The organism is Streptomyces sp. NRRL F-5755 (assembly GCF_001279365.1).
GTDB classification, from domain to species: domain Bacteria; phylum Actinomycetota; class Actinomycetes; order Streptomycetales; family Streptomycetaceae; genus Streptomyces; species Streptomyces rimosus.
Window position 1 is genome coordinate 141443 of record NZ_LGCW01000114.1, and the last position, 16883, is coordinate 158325.

Annotated in this window: 14 protein-coding genes; 5 read left to right on the plus strand and 9 right to left on the minus strand. The window is 71.9% G+C overall.

Going from position 1 to position 16883, the window contains the following annotated elements; translation table 11 throughout:
• Positions 1–126: 126 nt before the first annotated feature.
• The 7 genes from ADK86_RS13745 to ADK86_RS13775 form a co-directional block, all read right to left on the minus strand.
• Positions 127–1335: an acyl-CoA dehydrogenase family protein gene (locus ADK86_RS13745; RefSeq protein ID WP_030591689.1), complete on the minus strand. Its 1209-nt coding sequence runs from the start codon at positions 1333–1335 to the stop codon at positions 127–129.
• 1 nt (position 1336) lies between these two features.
• Positions 1337–1858, minus strand: a complete 522-nt coding sequence (locus ADK86_RS13750) for a MaoC family dehydratase (RefSeq protein WP_030591691.1) — start codon at positions 1856–1858, stop codon at positions 1337–1339.
• Positions 1859–1863: 5 nt separating this feature from the next.
• Positions 1864–2853 (minus strand): HpcH/HpaI aldolase/citrate lyase family protein, encoded by a 990-nt coding sequence (locus tag ADK86_RS13755; RefSeq protein ID WP_030591694.1) that lies wholly within the window; start codon positions 2851–2853, stop codon positions 1864–1866.
• On the minus strand, positions 2850–4862 hold the full coding sequence (locus ADK86_RS13760; protein ID WP_053696842.1) for a protein meaA: 2013 nt from the start codon (positions 4860–4862) through the stop codon (positions 2850–2852). Before ADK86_RS13760 ends, ADK86_RS13755 begins: the two co-directional genes overlap by 4 nt.
• 31 nt (positions 4863–4893) lie before the next feature.
• Positions 4894–6231 carry a crotonyl-CoA carboxylase/reductase gene (ccrA, locus tag ADK86_RS13765; protein ID WP_053696843.1) on the minus strand — a complete coding sequence of 446 codons (1338 nt, stop codon included), beginning with the start codon at positions 6229–6231 and terminating at the stop codon, positions 4894–4896.
• A 412-nt stretch (positions 6232–6643) separates the two neighbouring features.
• The gene (locus ADK86_RS13770) at positions 6644–7456 is read right to left on the minus strand and encodes a TetR family transcriptional regulator (protein ID WP_030591703.1); all 813 of its coding nucleotides are present in this window, start codon (positions 7454–7456) and stop codon (positions 6644–6646) included.
• Between the two features lie 136 nt (positions 7457–7592).
• Positions 7593–9455, minus strand: coding sequence for a 3-hydroxyacyl-CoA dehydrogenase family protein (locus ADK86_RS13775; RefSeq protein ID WP_078952029.1), 1863 nt, complete (start codon positions 9453–9455; stop codon positions 7593–7595).
• Positions 9456–9812: 357 nt separating this feature from the next.
• On the opposite strand from ADK86_RS13775, the gene ADK86_RS13780 reads away from it, so the two are divergent.
• Entirely contained in the window at positions 9813–10439 is a 627-nt protein-coding gene (locus ADK86_RS13780; protein ID WP_030591709.1) for a HEAT repeat domain-containing protein, read from the plus strand.
• 8 nt (positions 10440–10447) lie between these two features.
• On the opposite strand, the gene ADK86_RS13785 is transcribed toward ADK86_RS13780, so the two are convergent.
• Positions 10448–10990 carry a GNAT family N-acetyltransferase gene (locus ADK86_RS13785; protein ID WP_053696844.1) on the minus strand — a complete coding sequence of 181 codons (543 nt, stop codon included), beginning with the start codon at positions 10988–10990 and terminating at the stop codon, positions 10448–10450.
• Positions 10991–11048: 58 nt separating this feature from the next.
• On the opposite strand from ADK86_RS13785, the gene ADK86_RS13790 reads away from it, so the two are divergent.
• Together ADK86_RS13790 and ADK86_RS13795 are read left to right on the plus strand one after the other, a co-directional pair.
• Complete coding sequence (locus ADK86_RS13790; RefSeq protein WP_053696845.1) at positions 11049–11822, plus strand: SDR family NAD(P)-dependent oxidoreductase; 774 nt, start codon at positions 11049–11051, stop codon at positions 11820–11822.
• A 110-nt stretch (positions 11823–11932) separates the two neighbouring features.
• On the plus strand, positions 11933–12283 hold the full coding sequence (locus tag ADK86_RS13795) for a MerR family transcriptional regulator (protein WP_053696874.1): 351 nt from the start codon (positions 11933–11935) through the stop codon (positions 12281–12283).
• Between the two features lie 25 nt (positions 12284–12308).
• Here ADK86_RS13795 and ADK86_RS13800 read toward each other — a convergent pair whose 3' ends face one another.
• Positions 12309–13319: an Rv2578c family radical SAM protein gene (locus ADK86_RS13800; RefSeq protein ID WP_053696846.1), complete on the minus strand. Its 1011-nt coding sequence runs from the start codon at positions 13317–13319 to the stop codon at positions 12309–12311.
• A gap of 277 nt (positions 13320–13596) precedes the next feature.
• Between ADK86_RS13800 and ADK86_RS13805 the strand changes: the two genes are divergently transcribed.
• Positions 13597–14043 (plus strand): SRPBCC family protein, encoded by a 447-nt coding sequence (locus tag ADK86_RS13805; protein ID WP_053696847.1) that lies wholly within the window; start codon positions 13597–13599, stop codon positions 14041–14043.
• A 332-nt stretch (positions 14044–14375) separates the two neighbouring features.
• Positions 14376–16868 carry an MFS transporter gene (locus tag ADK86_RS13810; RefSeq protein WP_053696848.1) on the plus strand — a complete coding sequence of 831 codons (2493 nt, stop codon included), beginning with the start codon at positions 14376–14378 and terminating at the stop codon, positions 16866–16868.
• Positions 16869–16883 lie beyond the last annotated feature (15 nt).

Below are 16883 nucleotides of genomic sequence, written 5' to 3' on the forward strand. Positions count from 1 at the left end.
CGGCGGCTTTCCCGGGATGGTATCGGTTGCGGGCGGCAACTGGCCAAGAGCCAGAGCCAATCCGTGGCCGAACAACGATGACCGGGTGTGATCTTCGTCCTGAAGAAATCACCCCAAATCGGGCGTTCACCCCTGGATTCGGTACTCCTCCAGTAGCCGTCGACCGATGATCATTTTCTGGATCTCTGCGGTTCCCTCACCGATGAGGAGCATCGGTGCCTCCCGGTAGAGGCGCTCGATCTCGTACTCCTTGGAGAAGCCGTAGCCGCCGTGGATGCGGAACGCGTCCTCCACCACCTCCTTGCAGTACTCGGAGGCCAGGTACTTGGCCATGCCCGCTTCAAGGTCGTTTCGCTGCCCGGAGTCCTTTTTGCGTGCGGCGTTGACCATCATCGCATGAGCGGCTTCCACCTTTGTCGCCATTTCGGCAAGTTTGAACTGGATCGCCTGGTGCTGCGCGATCGGCTTGCCGAAGGTGTGCCGCTGCTGCGCGTACGAAACGCCCAGCTCGAAGGCGCGCTGCGCGACGCCGCAGCCCCGCGCGGCCACGTTCACCCGGCCGACCTCGACGCCGTCCATCATGTGATAGAAGCCACGTCCGGTCGCGCCGCCGAGCACCCGGTCGGCGGGCACCCGCAGCCCGTCCATGATCAGCTCGGTGGTGTCCACCCCCTTGTAGCCCATCTTGTCGATCTTGCCGGGGATGGTCAGGCCCGGCCGCACCTCACCGAAACCGGCCTCCTTCTCCACGAGGAAGGTGGTCATCGACTTGTGCGGCGCGGTGCCCTCGGGGTGGCCCTCGTCCGTACGGCACAGCACCGCGACCAGAGTTGACGAACCGCCGTTGGTCAGCCACATCTTCTGACCGGTCAGTACATAGGAGTCGCCGTCCCGCACGCCCTTGGACGTGATGGCCGAGACATCCGAACCGAGCGCCGGCTCCGACATCGAGAAGGCGCCACGGATCTCCCCGGCCGCCATCTTCGGCAGGAAATACTCCTTCTGCTCCTGCGTGCCGTGCTGCTTGAGCATGTACGCCACGATGAAGTGGGTGTTGATGATGCCCGACACGCTCATCCAGCCGCGGGCGATCTCCTCCACCGTCAGCGCGTACGTCAGCAGCGACTCGCCGAGCCCGCCGTACTCCTCCGGAATCATCAGCCCGAAGACGCCGAGTTCCTTCAGGCCCTCGACTATCTGCGTCGGGTACTCGTCGCGGTGCTCCAGCTCGGTGGCGACCGGCAGGATCTCTTTGTCGACGAAGTCACGGACCGTCGAGAGGATTTCCCGCTGGATGTCCGTCAGGCCCTCGGTCTGCGCGAGGCGTCCGCTCATCTCACTTCTCCTTACGGGCCGGTTCCCGCAGCTCCGGGCGGCCCGGCTGCTCCCCGCCGCGCTCCTTGACGTAGGTGGCCGTGGGCACCATGACCTTGCGCCGGAAGACGCACACCAGGGTGCCGTCCTGCTTGTAGCCCTTGGTCTCCACGTACACGATTCCGCGGTCGCTCTTGGACTTCGACGGTGTCTTGTCCAGCACCGTCGTCTCGCCGTACAGCGTGTCCCCGTGGAAAGTCGGCGCCACATGCTTCAGCGACTCGATTTCGAGATTCGCGATCGCCTTGCCCGACACATCCGGAACCGACATGCCCAGCAGCAGCGAGTAGATGTAGTTCCCGACGACGACATTCTTCCCGAAGTCGGTGGTCTGCTCCGCATAGTTGCTGTCCATGTGCAGCGGATGGTGATTCATGGTCAGCAGACAGAAGAGGTGGTCGTCGTATTCCGTGACCGTCTTTCCCGGCCAGTGCTTGTAGACGTCCCCGACGGTGAATTCCTCATAGGTACGGCCGAACTGCATCGCGCTCACGCCTCCGGGGCTTCGAACTTCGAGGTACGGGTCATGCCGGCCGCGCGGCCCTTTCCGGCGATGACGAGTGCCATCTTCCGGCTGGCCTCGTCGATCATCTCGTCACCGAGCATCGCGGAGCCCTTCTTCCCGCCGGCCTCGGAGGTGTGCCACGCGTACGCGTCCAGGATCAGCTCCGCGTGGTCGTAGTCCTCCTGCGTGGGCGAGAACACCTCGTTGGCGGCCTCGACCTGGCCCGGGTGCAGCACCCACTTGCCGTCGAAGCCCAGCGCCGCGGCCCGCCCGGCGACCTCCTTGTAGCCCTCCACGTTCTTGATCTGGAGGTAGGGCCCGTCGATCGCCTGGAGGTCGTGGGTGCGCGCCGCCATCAGGATGCGCATGAGGATGTAGTGGTACGCGTCCGCGCCGTACCCGGGCGGCTGCTCGCCCACCACCAGCGACTTCATGTTGATCGAGGCCATGAAGTCGGCCGGGCCGAAGATGATGGTCTCCAGGCGCGGCGACGCGGCGGCGATGGCGTCCACGTTCACCAGGCCCTTGGCGTTCTCGATCTGCGCCTCGATGCCGATCCGGCCCACCTCGAAGCCCATGGTCTTCTCGATCTGGCTCAGCAGCAGGTCCAGCGCGACGACCTGCTGGGCGTCCTGCACCTTCGGCAGCATGATGCAGTCCAGGTTCTGGCCCGCGCCCTCGACGACGGTGATGACGTCCCGGTAGGTCCACTCCGTGGTCCAGTCGTTGACCCGCACGACACGCGTCTTGCCGGTCCAGTCGCCGGTGTTCAGCGCGTCGACGATGTTGTGCCGCGCGCCCGGCTTGGCCAGCGGCGCGCAGGCGTCCTCCAGGTCCAGGAAGACCTGGTCGGCGGGCAGGCCCTGGGCCTTCTCCAGGAAGCGCGGGTTGCTGCCGGGCACGGCGAGGCAGGAGCGGCGCGGGCGCAGACGGTTGCCTTCGGACGGGGCGGTGGCGGGGGACGGGCGGGTCATGCGGGGACCTCCAGAGGGTCGAGCTTGTTCGCGGTACGGATCTCGTCGACGATACGGCCGATGATCTCCGTGATACCGAAGTCCTTCGGGGTGAAGACGGCCGCCACTCCGGCTTCCCGGAGGGCCGCCGCGTCGGCGGCGGGGATGATGCCGCCCACGATGACGGGAATGTCCGGAGCGCCGCTGCGGCGCATCCGCTCCAGCACGTCCGGCACCAGCTCGGCGTGCGAGCCGGACAGGATCGACAGGCCCACACAGTGCACGTCCTCGGCGACGGCCGCCGTGACGATCTGCTCGGGGGTCAGCCGGATGCCCTGGTAGACCACCTCGAAGCCGGCGTCCCTGGCCCGTACGGCGATCTGCTCGGCACCGTTGCTGTGCCCGTCCAGGCCGGGCTTGCCGACCAGCAGGCGCAGCCGGCCGCCGCCCAGGTCGGCGGCGGTGCGCTCGACCTTGGCGCGGACCTCGGCGAGCGGGGTGCCCGCCTCGGCGGTGACCGCGAGCGGCGCGCCGGAGACGCCGGTCGGCGCCCGGAACTCGCCGAAGACGTCGCGCAGGGCCCAGGCCCACTCGCCGGTCGTGACCCCCGCGCGGGCGCATTCGAGGGTCGCGGCGAACAGGTTCGTGTCGCCCGCCGCGGCCTTCTTCAGCTCCGACAGCGCCTCCTGCGCGCGGCCCTCGTCGCGGTTGTCCCGCCAGGCGTGCAGCGCCCGCACCACGCCCGCCTCGTTGTCCGGGTCGACGGTCATGATGGCGGTGTCCAGGTCGGCGGTGAGCGGGTTCGGCTCGGTCGACTGGTAGCAGTTGACGCCGACGATCTTCTCCTCGCCCGCCTCGATCCGGGCCCGCCGCTCCGCGTGCGAGGAGACCAGCTGCGACTTCAGATAGCCGGACTCGACGGCCGCCATCACCCCGCCCATCTCGGCGATCCGGTCCATCTCCGCCAGGCTGCCCTGTACCAGTTCCTCGACCTTGGCCTCGACGACGTGCGACCCGGCGAAGATGTCCTCGTACTCCAGCAGGTCCGACTCGTGGGCCAGCACCTGCTGGATGCGCAGCGACCACTGCTGGTCCCACGGCCGCGGCAGCCCCAGCGCCTCGTTCCAGGCCGGGAGCTGTACGGCGCGGGCGCGGGCGTCCTTGGACAGGGTGACGGCCAGCATCTCCAGCACGATCCGCTGGACGTTGTTCTCCGGCTGCGCCTCGGTCAGGCCGAGCGAGTTGACCTGGACGCCGTACCGGAAGCGGCGCTGCTTGGGGTTCTCGACGCCGTACCGCTCCCGGGTGACCTGCTCCCAGATGCGGCCGAAGGCGCGCATCTTGCACATCTCCTCGATGAACCGGACCCCGGCGTTGACGAAGAACGAGATCCGCGCGACCACGTCGCCGAACTTCTCCGGCGGCACCTGCCCCGAGTCCCGTACCGCGTCGAGCACGGCGATCGCGGTGCTCATCGCGTACGCGATCTCCTGTACCGGCGTGGCCCCGGCCTCCTGCAAGTGGTAGCTGCAGATGTTGATCGGGTTCCACTTGGGGATGTGCGCCACCGTGTACGCGATCATGTCGGTGGTCAGCCGCAGGCTCGGCCCCGGCGGGAAGACGTGCGTCCCGCGCGAGAGGTACTCCTTGACGATGTCGTTCTGCGTGGTGCCCGACAGCTTGGCGATGTCGGCGCCCTGCTCCTCGGCGACGACCTCGTACAGCGCCAGCAGCCACATGGCCGTGGCGTTGATGGTCATCGAGGTGTTCATCTGCTCCAAGGGGATGTCCTGGAACAGCCGCCGCATGTCACCGAGGTGGGAGACGGGGACCCCGACCCGGCCGACCTCGCCGCGGGCGAGGACGTGGTCCGGGTCGTAACCGGTCTGCGTCGGCAGGTCGAAGGCGACCGACAGGCCCGTCTGGCCCTTGGCGAGGTTGCGCCGGTAGAGCGCGTTGGACGCCTCGGCGGTGGAGTGCCCGGCGTACGTCCGCATCAGCCACGGACGATCCTTGTGACGTTCGGTCATGTGGGGTCCCGTACTCTCGCGTCCGTCCCGGTCAGACGTTCCGGAAGCGGTTGATGGCGTCGATGTGCCTGGCCCGCATCTCCGCGTCGCGTACGCCCATGCCTTCCTCGGGGGCCAGCGCGAGCACGCCGACCTTGCCCTGGTGGAGGTTGCGGTGCACGTCGTACGCCGCCTGCCCGGTCTCCTCCAGGGAGTACGTCTTGGACAGCGTCGGGTGGATCTTGCCCTTGGCGATCAGGCGGTTGGCCTCCCACGCCTCGCGGTAGTTGGCGAAGTGCGAGCCCACGATGCGCTTCAGCGACATCCACAGGTAGCGGTTGTCGTACTCGTGGGTGTACCCGGAGGTGGAGGCGCAGGTGACGATCGTGCCGCCCTTGCGCGTGACGTACACGCTGGCGCCGAACGTCTCACGCCCCGGGTGCTCGAAGACGATGTCGACATCCTCCCCGCCGGTCAGCTCGCGGATGCGCTTGCCGAACCGCTTCCACTCGCGCGGGTCCTGGTGGTGCTCGTCCTTCCAGAACTTGTACCCCTCGGCGTTCCGGTCGATGATCGCCTCGGCGCCCATCTTCCGGCAGATCTCCGCCTTCTGGTCGCTGGAGACCACACAGATCGGGTTGGCGCCGCCGGCCAGCGCGAACTGCGTGGCATACGAGCCGAGTCCGCCGCTGGCGCCCCAGATCAGCACGTTGTCGCCCTGCTTCATCCCGGCGCCGTTGCGGGAGACCAGCTGGCGGTACGCGGTGGAGTTGACCAGACCGGGCGCCGCCGCCTCCTCCCAGCTCAGGTGATTAGGCTTGGGCATCAGCTGGTTGGACTTGACGAGCGCGATCTCGGCCAGGCCGCCGAAGTTGGTCTCGAAGCCCCAGATGCGCTGCTCGGGGTCGAGCATCGTGTCGTTGTGCCCGTCGGCGGACTCCAGCTCGACGGACAGGCAGTGCGCGACGACCTCGTCGCCGGGCTTCCAGGAGTTCACGCCGGGCCCGGTGCGCAGCACGACGCCCGCCAGGTCGGAGCCGATGACGTGGTACGGCAGGTCGTGGCGCTTGGCCAGCGGCGACAGCTTTCCGTAGCGCTCCAGGAACCCGAAGGTGGACATCGGCTCGAAGATCGAGGTCCAGACGCTGTTGTAGTTCACCGAGGAGGCCATGACGGCCACCAGGGCCTCGCCGGGGCCCAGTTCGGGCACCGGCACCTCCTCCACGTGCAGCGACTTGCGGGGGTCCTTCTCCTTGGCGGGCAGGCCGTCGAACATGTCGGCCTCGTCCTTGTGCACGGTCACCGCGCGGTAGGAGTCGGGCAGGGGCAGAGCGGCGAAGTCTTCGCTGGTGCTCTCTGGCGCGAGGATCGCGTCAAGTATCTGGTTCACGGTGTGCCTCCGGCGAAGCCAGTCGAAAGCGGCTTGAGGGTACGTCGGGGGTGGTGCGGAAGGGGCCGTCGGTCCGGCTGAGGGGTGTTCCGGCTGCGCGGGTGAGCGCGGTGCGGGTGCCTGTGACGCAGGCGTCCGGGCGGGCAGGCGCGAAGGGCTTGCTGGGACAGCCGGCGCGCGGGGGTTCTCCGCGTGCCGGCCGCCCGGACAACATCAACGTATGACACCGCGTGCCAGCCGACAAGACACTGAGTGCCAACAATTTCTCTCAGATGTCATCTGGGGGGCACGCATGAGCGGCCTTGTGGCCAGCTGAAATGGTGAAATGTCGCCCTTTGAGAGGCGGAATGGTCGGCTTGGTGCCCGCCCGGGGGTGGTGCACGCCACCCCCGGCGTCAGGGCGCTGTGTACCTCAGGAGCGCTGCTTCAGCGCCTTCTCGATCGTGCGCATGACCTCGTCCAGCGGCGCGTCCGTGCGGGCCACGGTCACCAGGACCTCGCCCTGCCGCGCCGCCCGCGCCGGGGGCTCCCGGCGCGCCTCGCCGCCCCGGCCGCGGCCCGCGCCGATGCCCGTGCCGAAGGTCGCGCGGACGATCGCGAAGGCATGGTCGAGCTGCGCCTCCACGTCCCCCTCGGCGCCCGCCCGCAGCCAGCGCCGCAGCACGTGGTTGTGCGCGGTGACGACGGCGGACGCGGCGACCTCGGCGAGCAGCGGGTCGTCGTCGCCCTCGTGGTGGGCGCCCTCGTCGAAGTGGCCGAGGAGGTAGCGGGTGAAGAGCCGTTCGTAGCGGGCCACCGAGGCGATCTCGGCCTCGCGGAGGGTGGGCACCTCGCGGGTCAGCCGGTAGCGGGCCACGGAGACGGCGGGGGAGGCCGCGTACATCCGCATGACCTCCTTGATGCCGCGGCAGACCGTGTCGAGCGGGTGCTCGTGCGGCGGCGCCGCGTCCAGGACGGCCTCGGCCCGTACGAGGGTGTCGTCGTGGTCGGGAAAGATCGCCTCTTCCTTGGAGCGGAAGTGGCGGAAGAACGTGCGGCGGGCGACGCCGGCCGCGGCAGCGATCTCGTCGACCGTCGTCGCCTCGTAGCCCTTGGCAGCGAACAGTTCCATCGCGGCGGCCGCCAGTTCGCGGCGCATCTTCAGGCGTTGGGCGGCGGCCCGGCGGGTGCCGGGGGTGGTCGGTTCGGTTCCGTCGGACGGCTGCGTACGGGCGGGCTGGGACATGTGGGGACGGTACTGCATATTCCCGCTGCCTGCGGCATCAGCCGTCGCTCGGGCCCCTCCCGGGTGCGGGCCGCCGGAGGGGTCCAGCAGCCCGCCCCACCCGCCGCCGGCCGGCGGCCGGGCCGTCCGCCACGCGTCAGCGCCGGGCGTACTCACGGAAGCCGCGGCCGGTCTTGCGGCCCAGGCAGCCCGCGGCGACGAGGTGTTCCAGCAGCGGGGCCGGTGCCAGGCCCGGGTCGCGGAACTCGGCGTGCAGCACCTTCTCGATGGCCAGCGACACGTCCAGGCCCACCACGTCGAGCAGTTCGAACGGGCCCATCGGGTAGCCGCCGCCGAGCTTCATCGCGGCGTCGATGTCGTCCGGGGTCGCGTAGTGCTCCTGCACCATCTTGACCGCGTTGTTCAGGTACGGGAACAGCAGGGCGTTCACGATGAACCCGGCCCGGTCGCCGCAGTCCACCGGGTGCTTGCGGACCCGGGCGCACACCGCGCGCACTGTCGCGTGCACATCGTCCGCGGTCAGGACCGTCCGCACGACCTCGACCAGCTTCATGGCCGGCGCCGGGTTGAAGAAGTGCATCCCGATCACGTCCTGCGGGCGCGAGGTGGCCCGCGCGCAGGCCACCACGGGCAGCGAGGAGGTCGTGGTGGCCAGGACGGCGCCCGGCTTGCACACCTTGTCCAGCGTGGCGAACAGCTGCCGCTTGACCTCCAGGTCCTCGGCGACCGCCTCGATCGCCAGGTCCACGTCGGCGAGCGCGTCCAGCGTCCCGGCAGGGGTGATCGCGGCGAGGGCGGCCTGCCGCGCCTCGGCGGTCAGCCGCCCCTTCTTGACGGAGCGGTCCAGCGACTTGGCGATGCGGGCCTTGGCCGCCTCGGCCTTCTCCAGGCTGCGGGCCGCCAGCACGACCGGGAAGCCGGCCTTGGCGAAGACCTCGGCGATCCCGCTCGCCATCGTGCCCGACCCGGCCACACCGACGCCGCGCACCGTGCGCCCGGCGGCCGGTTCGTGGGTCTCGGCGGGCGACTGGACGTCCGGCACGACGGCCGCGCTGCCCGGCGCCTCGTACGTGTAGAAGCCGCGGCCCGCCTTGCGGCCGGTCAGCCCCGCCTCGGCGAGCTGGCCGAGGATCGGCGCGGGCGCGTGCAGCCGGTCGCGGGAGGCGGCGTACATGGCCTCCAGGACCGTACGGGCGGTGTCCACGCCGATCAGGTCGAGCAGCGCCAGCGGGCCCATCGGCAGGCCGCAGCCCAGCTTCATCGCGGCGTCGATGTCCTCGCGGGTCGCGTACCGGGACTCGTACATCGCGGCGGCCTGGTTCAGGTAGCCGAACAGCAGCCCGTCGGCGACGAAACCGGGCCGGTCGCCGACCGCGATCGGGTCCTTGCCCAGCTCGCGCGCCAGCTCGGTGACGGCCGTGACGGCGGCCGGCGCGGTCAGCACCGAGGAGACCACCTCGACCAGCTTCATGGCCGGCGCCGGGTTGAAGAAGTGCAGGCCCAGGACGCGTTCCGGGTGGCGGGAGTCGGCCGCCAGGCGGGTCACGGACAGCGCGTTGGTGCCGGTGGCGAGGATGGCGACGGGCCGCACGATGCCGTCCAGCTCGGCGAAGACCTGCCGCTTGAGTTCGTAGTCCTCCGGCACGACCTCGATGACGAGGTCCGCTTCGGCGGCGGCCTGGAGGTCGCGGAACGTACGGAAGCGGGCCAGGGCGTCCTGCCGCTCGCGCTCGGTGACGCGCTCCCGGCGCACCGCCCGCGCGGTGGACGCCTCCAGGGTCGCGACGGCGCGGCGGGCGGCGGTGTCGTCGATGTCGATGCCGATCACCTCGTGGCCGGCGCGGGTGAGCACCTCGGCTATGCCGGTGCCCATCGTGCCGAGGCCGACGACGGCCACGGTGGCGGGCGTCCGGGGGGCGGCGGGAGGCGAAGAGGTGGGGGAGGCCTGGGAAACGGTTGCGGCGTCGGCCGTGCGGCCGGGTGTGGACTGAGGGTCCATCGCGAGACTCCAGGGAGTGGATCCCGTGCGGACAGAGGTTCCCGAGGCAGGAGGGCCCATGTGCGCAGGGGAGAGTGACGACTGAGGAGGGGCCGGGCACATGCAGAACATGCATGACCCTAGCGGATGTTGATCGACGGGCCCTGTCCCGAGGTCCCGTCGTGAAGACGTGCTGAACGCCGAACCGACTGCACGTTGTGGCGGCTGCGTCACCAGGCCGCCGGGGCAGGGGTGCTGCCCGTGCTCAGTACCTTAACTCGTCGGTAACCAGCAGCGCCAGGGGGTGGCACGGGGATTTAGGCTGTGGCTCTGGCCACGTCGCACGTACCGTGGGAATTCCGCGGGAGGGAGCGGCAAATGGAAGATGAATTCCACGAGTTGACGGACCGGGTGCGCGCCGAACTCCGCTCCCCGCAGGACCTCGTCGCCTACGAGCGGCTCCTCGGGCTGGCGCGCAAGAACACCCCGGCGGGGCGCGAGGAACTGGCCCGGGTGCTCACCGCGGTCGAGCGCCCGCTGTGGGCGCGGGAGATCGCGGCGTTCATCCTGGGGAGCGCGGGCGACCGCCGGGCCTTCGAGACCCTCGTCCTGCTCCTCAACTACCGCGACCCGGTGCGCTGCGCCACCGCCGCGCACGCCCTCGGCCGCCTCGGCGACCCGCGCACCGCCCGCGCCGCCGCCGCCCTCGCCACCAACCCCCTGCGCACCGCCTACGCCCTGCACCCGGTCCGTCTCCTGGCCGAACTCCGCGCCCCCGAATCCGTCCCCGCCCTGATAGCGACTCTGGAACGTCTCCTCACCCCGCACAACCCGTACTGGCGCGTCGCCCTGGCCTGCGTGGAGGGCCTGGGCGCCCTGGGCGACCGGCGCGCGGTCCCGGTCCTCACCGCGGCCCGCGACCACCCACGGCTGGCCGCGGCGGCAGCGGCTTCGCTGGCGCGGCTGGGGGTGCAGGAGGAGCCGGGGGAGAGGGCGGGGTCCTGAGGGCGGGGTCAGCCCGCGGGTGTGAGGGGCCGCTGGTAGCGCACCTCGGGTACGGGGGTGCCGTCCACCTCGTACGTGTCCTCCGCGCCGTCCGCCAGGAAACCGGCCCGCTCGTAGAAGCGGCGGGCGCGGACGTTGCCCTTGAGGACCCACAGGCACAGGGAGCGGAACCCCTGCTGCGCGGCCCGCAGCAGACAGGCGTCCATCAGCGCGTGTCCGATCCCCGTACCGATGTGCTCCGGAGGCAGATAGAGGGCGTACAGCTCGCCCCCGGGCGGTCTTTGCGGGCCTCCGTCCTGGCCGCGGGCCGGTCCGAAGGCGGCCCAGCCGACGAGGCCGCCGTCCCGCTCCGCCACGAGATTGACCACCTCGGGCGGTGCCGCGGCGAAGAGCGCGCGCCGCTGTTCCGCGTCCTCGGCCGGGTCCAGCCCGTCCAGGTACGTCTGCGGCATCAGCCCCGCGTAGGCGGCCTGCCAGCCGCGTGTCCGGATGGCCGCCACCGCGTCCACGTCGTCCGCTGTCATGTCCCGTATGCGCAAGTGCTCCACCATGAGCGCGACGCTATGCGTTTGACCTTGACGCTGGCGACAACGTTTCAGGCTGTGGCTCATGAGGACGCAACAGCCGCGTGGGCGGCAGCAGGAGCGGAGCCGTGTCGTCGTGGTGACGGGCGCGGGAACCGGGATCGGGCGGGCCACGGCGCGGCGGTTCGCGGCGGGCGGGGACCGGGTGGTCGCGGTGGGGCGGCGGTCCGGGCCGCTGGCCGAGGCCGCGGAGGGGTACGGGGCGATCGAGCCGTTCGTCGCCGACATCACCGCCGACGGGGCCGCCGAGGAGATCGTCGGGCACGCGGTACGGCGCCACGGGCGGGTGGATGTGCTGGTCAACAACGCCGGGATCGTGGGGAGCGGGGGCCTGGGGACGCTGACGCGGGAGCGGATCGAGCCGCAGCTCGCGACGAACCTGGTGGCGCCGGTGCTGCTGACGCAGGCGGCGCTGCCGTACCTGGAGGAGACCGGCGGTGTGGTGGTGAACATCAGCACCTCGGTCGGGCAGCGGGCGTGGCCAGGGAACGCGGTCTACGGCGCCACCAAGGCCGGGCTCGAACTGCTCACCCGCAGCTGGGCGGTGGAACTGGCGCCGCGCGGTATCCGCGTCGTGGGCGTGGCGCCCGGAGCGGTCGACACCCCCATCGGGGAGCACCAGGGGCTGACCGCCGAGCAGCGGGCGGCGGTGCGGGAGTGGCAGGTCGGGCACACGCCGCTGGGGCGGGTGGGGCGGCCGGAGGAGGTCGCGTGGGCCGTGGTGCAGCTCGCCTCGCCGAAGGCGTCGTTCGTGACCGGAGTGATCCTTCCGGTGGACGGCGGGGCGGTGGTGGCCTGACGCCGGCCGGGCTCCGCGGTCCGGTCGGCTTACCAGGGGATTCCCTGGGATCCGCCCTCCGGCGCCCTTGTCAGTGCCTCCTGCTACAACAATGGCGGGAGGTGGAGCCGGTGCGGATCGGCGAACTGGCCGCGGTGACGGGGGTGTCCTCGCGGGCCTTGCGGCATTACGAAGGAGCGGGACTGATCGCATCGGTCCGCGCGGACAACGGCTATCGGGTGTACGACGCGGGCACCGCCGTCCGCGTGCGCAACATCCGCCATCTGCTGGACGCGGGACTGACCCTGACCGACGTGAGCTGCTTCACGGCCTGTCTGGACGGGGACATGACGACGGCGCCGCCGTCGGCGGAAGGGCTGCGCATAGCCCGCGAGCGGCTGGCCGTCATCGACGAGCGAATAGCCGCCCAGACCCGGGCCCGGGACCGGCTCGCCCAGGCCCTCGCGACGGCGGAAGCGTAGGTCACGGCAGCGTGCACAGCAGCTTTCACAGCAGTGCGAGCTGTGTGTGCTCGGGGGCGGGGCCGGGGGCCGGCCGGTCGATGCGCCGGGCCTCCCCGGCGCGGGCCGGGCCGATGCCGTACTCGTCCGCCAGCTCGTGCACCTGGCGGGTGATCCGGCGCTGGTACCACTTGGGGGCGTACGCGCCGTCCGCGTACATCCGCTCGTAGCGGCGTACGAGATGCGGGTGGTGCCGGGCCAGCCAGGCCATGAACCACTCGCGGGCGCCGGGGCGCAGGTGCAGCACGAGGGGGGTCACGGAGGTGGCGCCGGCGGCGGCGATGGCCCGTACGGTCGCGCGCAGTTGGCCGGGGGAGTCGCCGAGGAAGGGGATCACCGGTGCCATCAGCACGCCGGCCGGGATGCCGTGGCGGGCCAGGGTGCGCACGACGTCCAGGCGGCGTTCCGGTGCGGGCGTGCCCGGCTCGACGGTGCGCCACAGTTCCCGGTCGACGAAGCCGACCGAGACCGAGACGCCGACGTCGGTGACCGCGGCGGCCTGCCGCAGCAGGTCGAGGTCGCGCAGGATCAGCGTGCCCTTGGTCAGGATGGAGAAGGGGTTGGCGCGGTCGCGCAGGGCCGTGAGGATGCCGGGCATGAGCTGGTAGCGGCCCTCGGCGCGCTGGTAGCAGTCGACGTTCGTGCCCATGGCTATGTGCTCGCCGCGCCAGCGGGGCGCGGCCAGCTCGCGCCGCAGCAGCTCGGGCGCGTTGACCTTCACCACGATCTGCGAGTCGAAGCCCAGCCCGGTGTCGAGGTCGAGATAGCCGTGGGTCTTGCGCGCGAAACAGTAGACACAGGCATGGGAGCAGCCCCGGTACGGGTTCACCGTCCGTTCGAACGGCATGCGGGAGGCGCCGGGCACCTGGTTGATGATCGAGCGGGCGCGTACCTCGTGGAAGGTGATGCCCCGGAATTCGGGGGTGTCGACCGTACGGCTGACGACCTCCGTGCCGAAGAGGGCGGCGGACTGCTCGCCCAGATTCTCCCAGCGCATCGCGCTTCCTCCTGAGTCCCTCGGCCCCCCGGCGGTGTTCCCTCGGCTGTGTCCCCGGGGCCCTCGGCGGCCCCGTTGTTCGGGATAATAGAACAACTGTTCCCATGGAGTCTGTCAAACCGTGCCCGGGCGCGTCGCGGGGCCGCACCCGTGCGTACGGCGGCCGGGCATCCGCGGGTCCGGGCCACGCCTAAGGTGGTGTTCCCGCGGCGCGGCACGGCGCCGGTACGGCCCGCGGGCCGCGGGAACAGCAGACGAGCACCGGAGGAAGAGACACATGGGCCAGGTCGAGGCCACCACGCAGCGCGAGATCGCGGCGGACCCGGAGGACGTGTTCGACGCACTCGCCGACTACAGCGGTACCCGCCGCAAGCTGCTGCCCGAGCACTTCAGCGAGTACGAGGTGCGCGAGGGCGGCGACGGCAAGGGCACCCTCGTCCACTGGAAGCTCCAGGCCACGAGCAAGCGGGTGCGCGACTGCCTGCTGGAGGTCGACGAGCCGACCGACGGGCAGCTGGTGGAGAAGGACCGCAACTCCTCCATGGTGACGACCTGGGTGGTCACCCCGGCGGGCGAGGGCCGCGCCAAGGTCGTCGTCACCACGACCTGGCAGGGTGCGAGCGGCATCGGCGGCTTCTTCGAGCGGACCTTCGCGCCGAAGGGGCTGGGCCGCATCTACGACCTGGTGCTCGCCAACCTCGCCGCGGAGACGGAGAAGAAGTAGCCGCACTCCCGCGGAGCCGGCACCCCGCGGAGCCGGTGTCCCCGCGCAGCCGGTCGCTCCGGCTGCCGCCCCGCCGGCCGGCCCGACGCCGCCGCGGCTCCTCCGGGGGCCGCGGCATGCTCACCGGTTCGAGTGGTTTCCGTAGGCCCGCCGTCCGTGCCGGAACGTACCGCCACCTCCGGGAAACCCCTGATGGGCGCCCGACGGACGCGCCCGGAACCGTAGTTGGGGCCGGTATCGCCCCCGGTGGCCCCGTCTGCCGCGCTTGAACGCCCTCGTCGCCCGGTGCAAGAAAAGGAGCGGCGGCGCAGGCGTGACGAGGGGAGCAGTACGTGGGCGGTACCACCCTGATCGAACAGGGGCGGCGGGAGGGGGCACCGGACCCGCGTCCGGTCTGGCCGGGCGGTGACGGCCCGCCCCCGGACACCCGCCGGACGCCGGGGCTCCCCGTCGCCCTGCCGCTGGCGCTGCTGCCCGCGGCCCTCGGCCCGACGGTCGCCGTCACCGCGCTCCCGGAGATCGCCGGCGAGCTGCGCGGCCCGGAGCCCGCGTCCTGGCTGCTGACCGCGTTCCTCTTCGCCGCCGCGGCCGGCCTGCCCCTGCACGGCAAGCTCGGCGACGTCATCGGCCGCCGGGCCGCCCTCGTCCTCGCGGCCCTCCTGTTCACGGCGGGCTCGGTACTGGCCGGCCGCGCGCACGCGATGGGCGAACTGACGGCCTTCCGCGCCCTCCAGGGCGCCGGGGCCGGGGGACTGGTGGTCGGCGTCCAGGCGGTCCTCGCGGGGCTGGTTCCGCCGGGAGTACGGGGCCGGACCCTGGGGGTGACGGGCGCCGTCTGCGGACTCGTCGGCGCGGCGGGGCCGTTGCTCGGCGGCTACCTCACCGACCACGCCTCCTGGCGCTGGTGCTTCTTCTCGGGCGTGCCGTTCGGCGTCCTCGCGCTGCTGGTGACCGCGTTCGTACCGAGGCTGCCGCGGCCCGCCGTACGGCGCACGGCGGACCTGACGGGTGTGCTGCTGCTGGCCGCGTGCGCCACCTGCCTCGTGCTGCTGGTCAGCTGGGGCGGCACGGAACACGCCTGGACCTCGCGGACGGTCCTCGGGCTCGGGCTGGGCGCGCTCGGCACCGCCCTGCTCTTCGTCGCCGTCGAGTACTTCGCCGCAGACCCGCTGCTGCCGCTGCACCTCTTCCGGGACGCGGTGTTCGCCGTCACGGGGCTGGTCGGCGCGGCCCTGGGCGCCGCGCTCTACGGGATCGCGGGCTATCTGCCGACCTTCCTGCCGGTGACCGAAGGCGCGTCGCCCACCCGGTCCGGGCTGCTGATGCTGCCGCTGACGGCGGGGCTGGTGCTCGGCGCGGCCCTGAGCGGACACCTTGCCCGCCGTACCGGCCGCCACCGCCTGTTCCCCGTCCTGGGCTGTGCGCTGGCGGGCGGGGCGATGGGGCTGCTGTGCCGGGTGCCGCAGGACGCCGGACGGCCGGTGCACAGCCTCGGGACGGGCGTGCTGGGCCTGGGCATCGGCTGCGTGCTGCCGGTGCTCGTGCTGGCCGTACGCGGCTCCGTACGGCGTGCCGGGCCCGCACCCGCCCCGGGCGCCACGCCACGGCGGCTCGGCGGCAGTGTCGCCGCGGGCCTGTTCGTGACCTTTCTCGCCGACCGGCTGGCCGCGCACCTCGCCCACCGCCCGGCCGGCCCCGGCCGGCACGCCGAGCCGGAGGCGCTGGTCCCGGGGCTGATGAGCGCGGTGCCCGCGGCGCTGCACGGCAGTCCGGCCGCGGCTTACGCGCACACCGTGCCGCGGGTCTTCCTCTACCTCCTGCCGGTGCTCCTCCTGGGCCTGCTGCTCGCCGTCTTCCGGAAAGAGAACCCCCTGGTGTCCCACACCTCGCACGTCCCACCCGTCCCGCACGCCCCGCTTCCGCCGCCCGCCGGGCCGCGGGAGGTGGCCCCGATCCCGCAGGCACGTACGGAGGCGGCCGTCCCCCGCGCGCCGGAGCGCCCGGACCCGGCCCCGGCGTCGTACGCACCGGCCGCCGCACCGGACGTACCCGACGACCCGTCCGTCCCCGGCGTCCCGGTGTGCGGCACGGTCCGGCACCGCGACGGCAGCACGGTGCCCAGCGCCGCCCTCACGCTCATCGACACCGGCGGACGCCAGGTGGGGCGCGGCGCGACCGGCGACGACGGCCGGTACGCGCTCAGCACACCGGGCTCCGGCGCGTACGTGCTGATCGCGTCGGCGGGCGGGCACCGGCCGCAGGCGGTCGCGGTCACGGTCGGCGAGCGGCCGGTCGGCCTGGACGTGGTGCTCGGCGGGGCCGGGCGGCTGGCCGGCGCGGTCACCACCGCCGACGGTATTCCCGTACGCGATGCCACGGTCACGCTGACGGACGTGCGCGGCGAGGTCGTCGCGACCGCCCGCAGCGGACGCGAGGGCGGCTACGTCCTGACGGAACTGGTGGCCGGCGACTACACCCTCGCCGCCAGCGCCCCCGGCTACCGCCCCGTCGCCCTGCCGGTCACCGCCCAGGCGGCCCGCGAGACCCGGCAGGACATCGAGCTGTCGGGCGGCGCGGTGCTGCGCGGCACCGTACGGGCCGGTGACGGGCGCCCCGTCGGGGACGCCCGGGTCACACTGCTGGACGCGGCCGGCAACGTGGTGGACACCGCGACCACCGGCCCGGACGGGCTGTTCCGCTTCGTCGATCTGTCGGCGGGCGAGTACACCGTCATCGCGGCGGGCTATCCGCCGGTGGCGACCGTACTCCAGGTCACGGGCGGCGGCCGTACCGAGCGCGATCTCCAGCTCGGCCACGGGGACTGACCGCGCGCCCGCGCG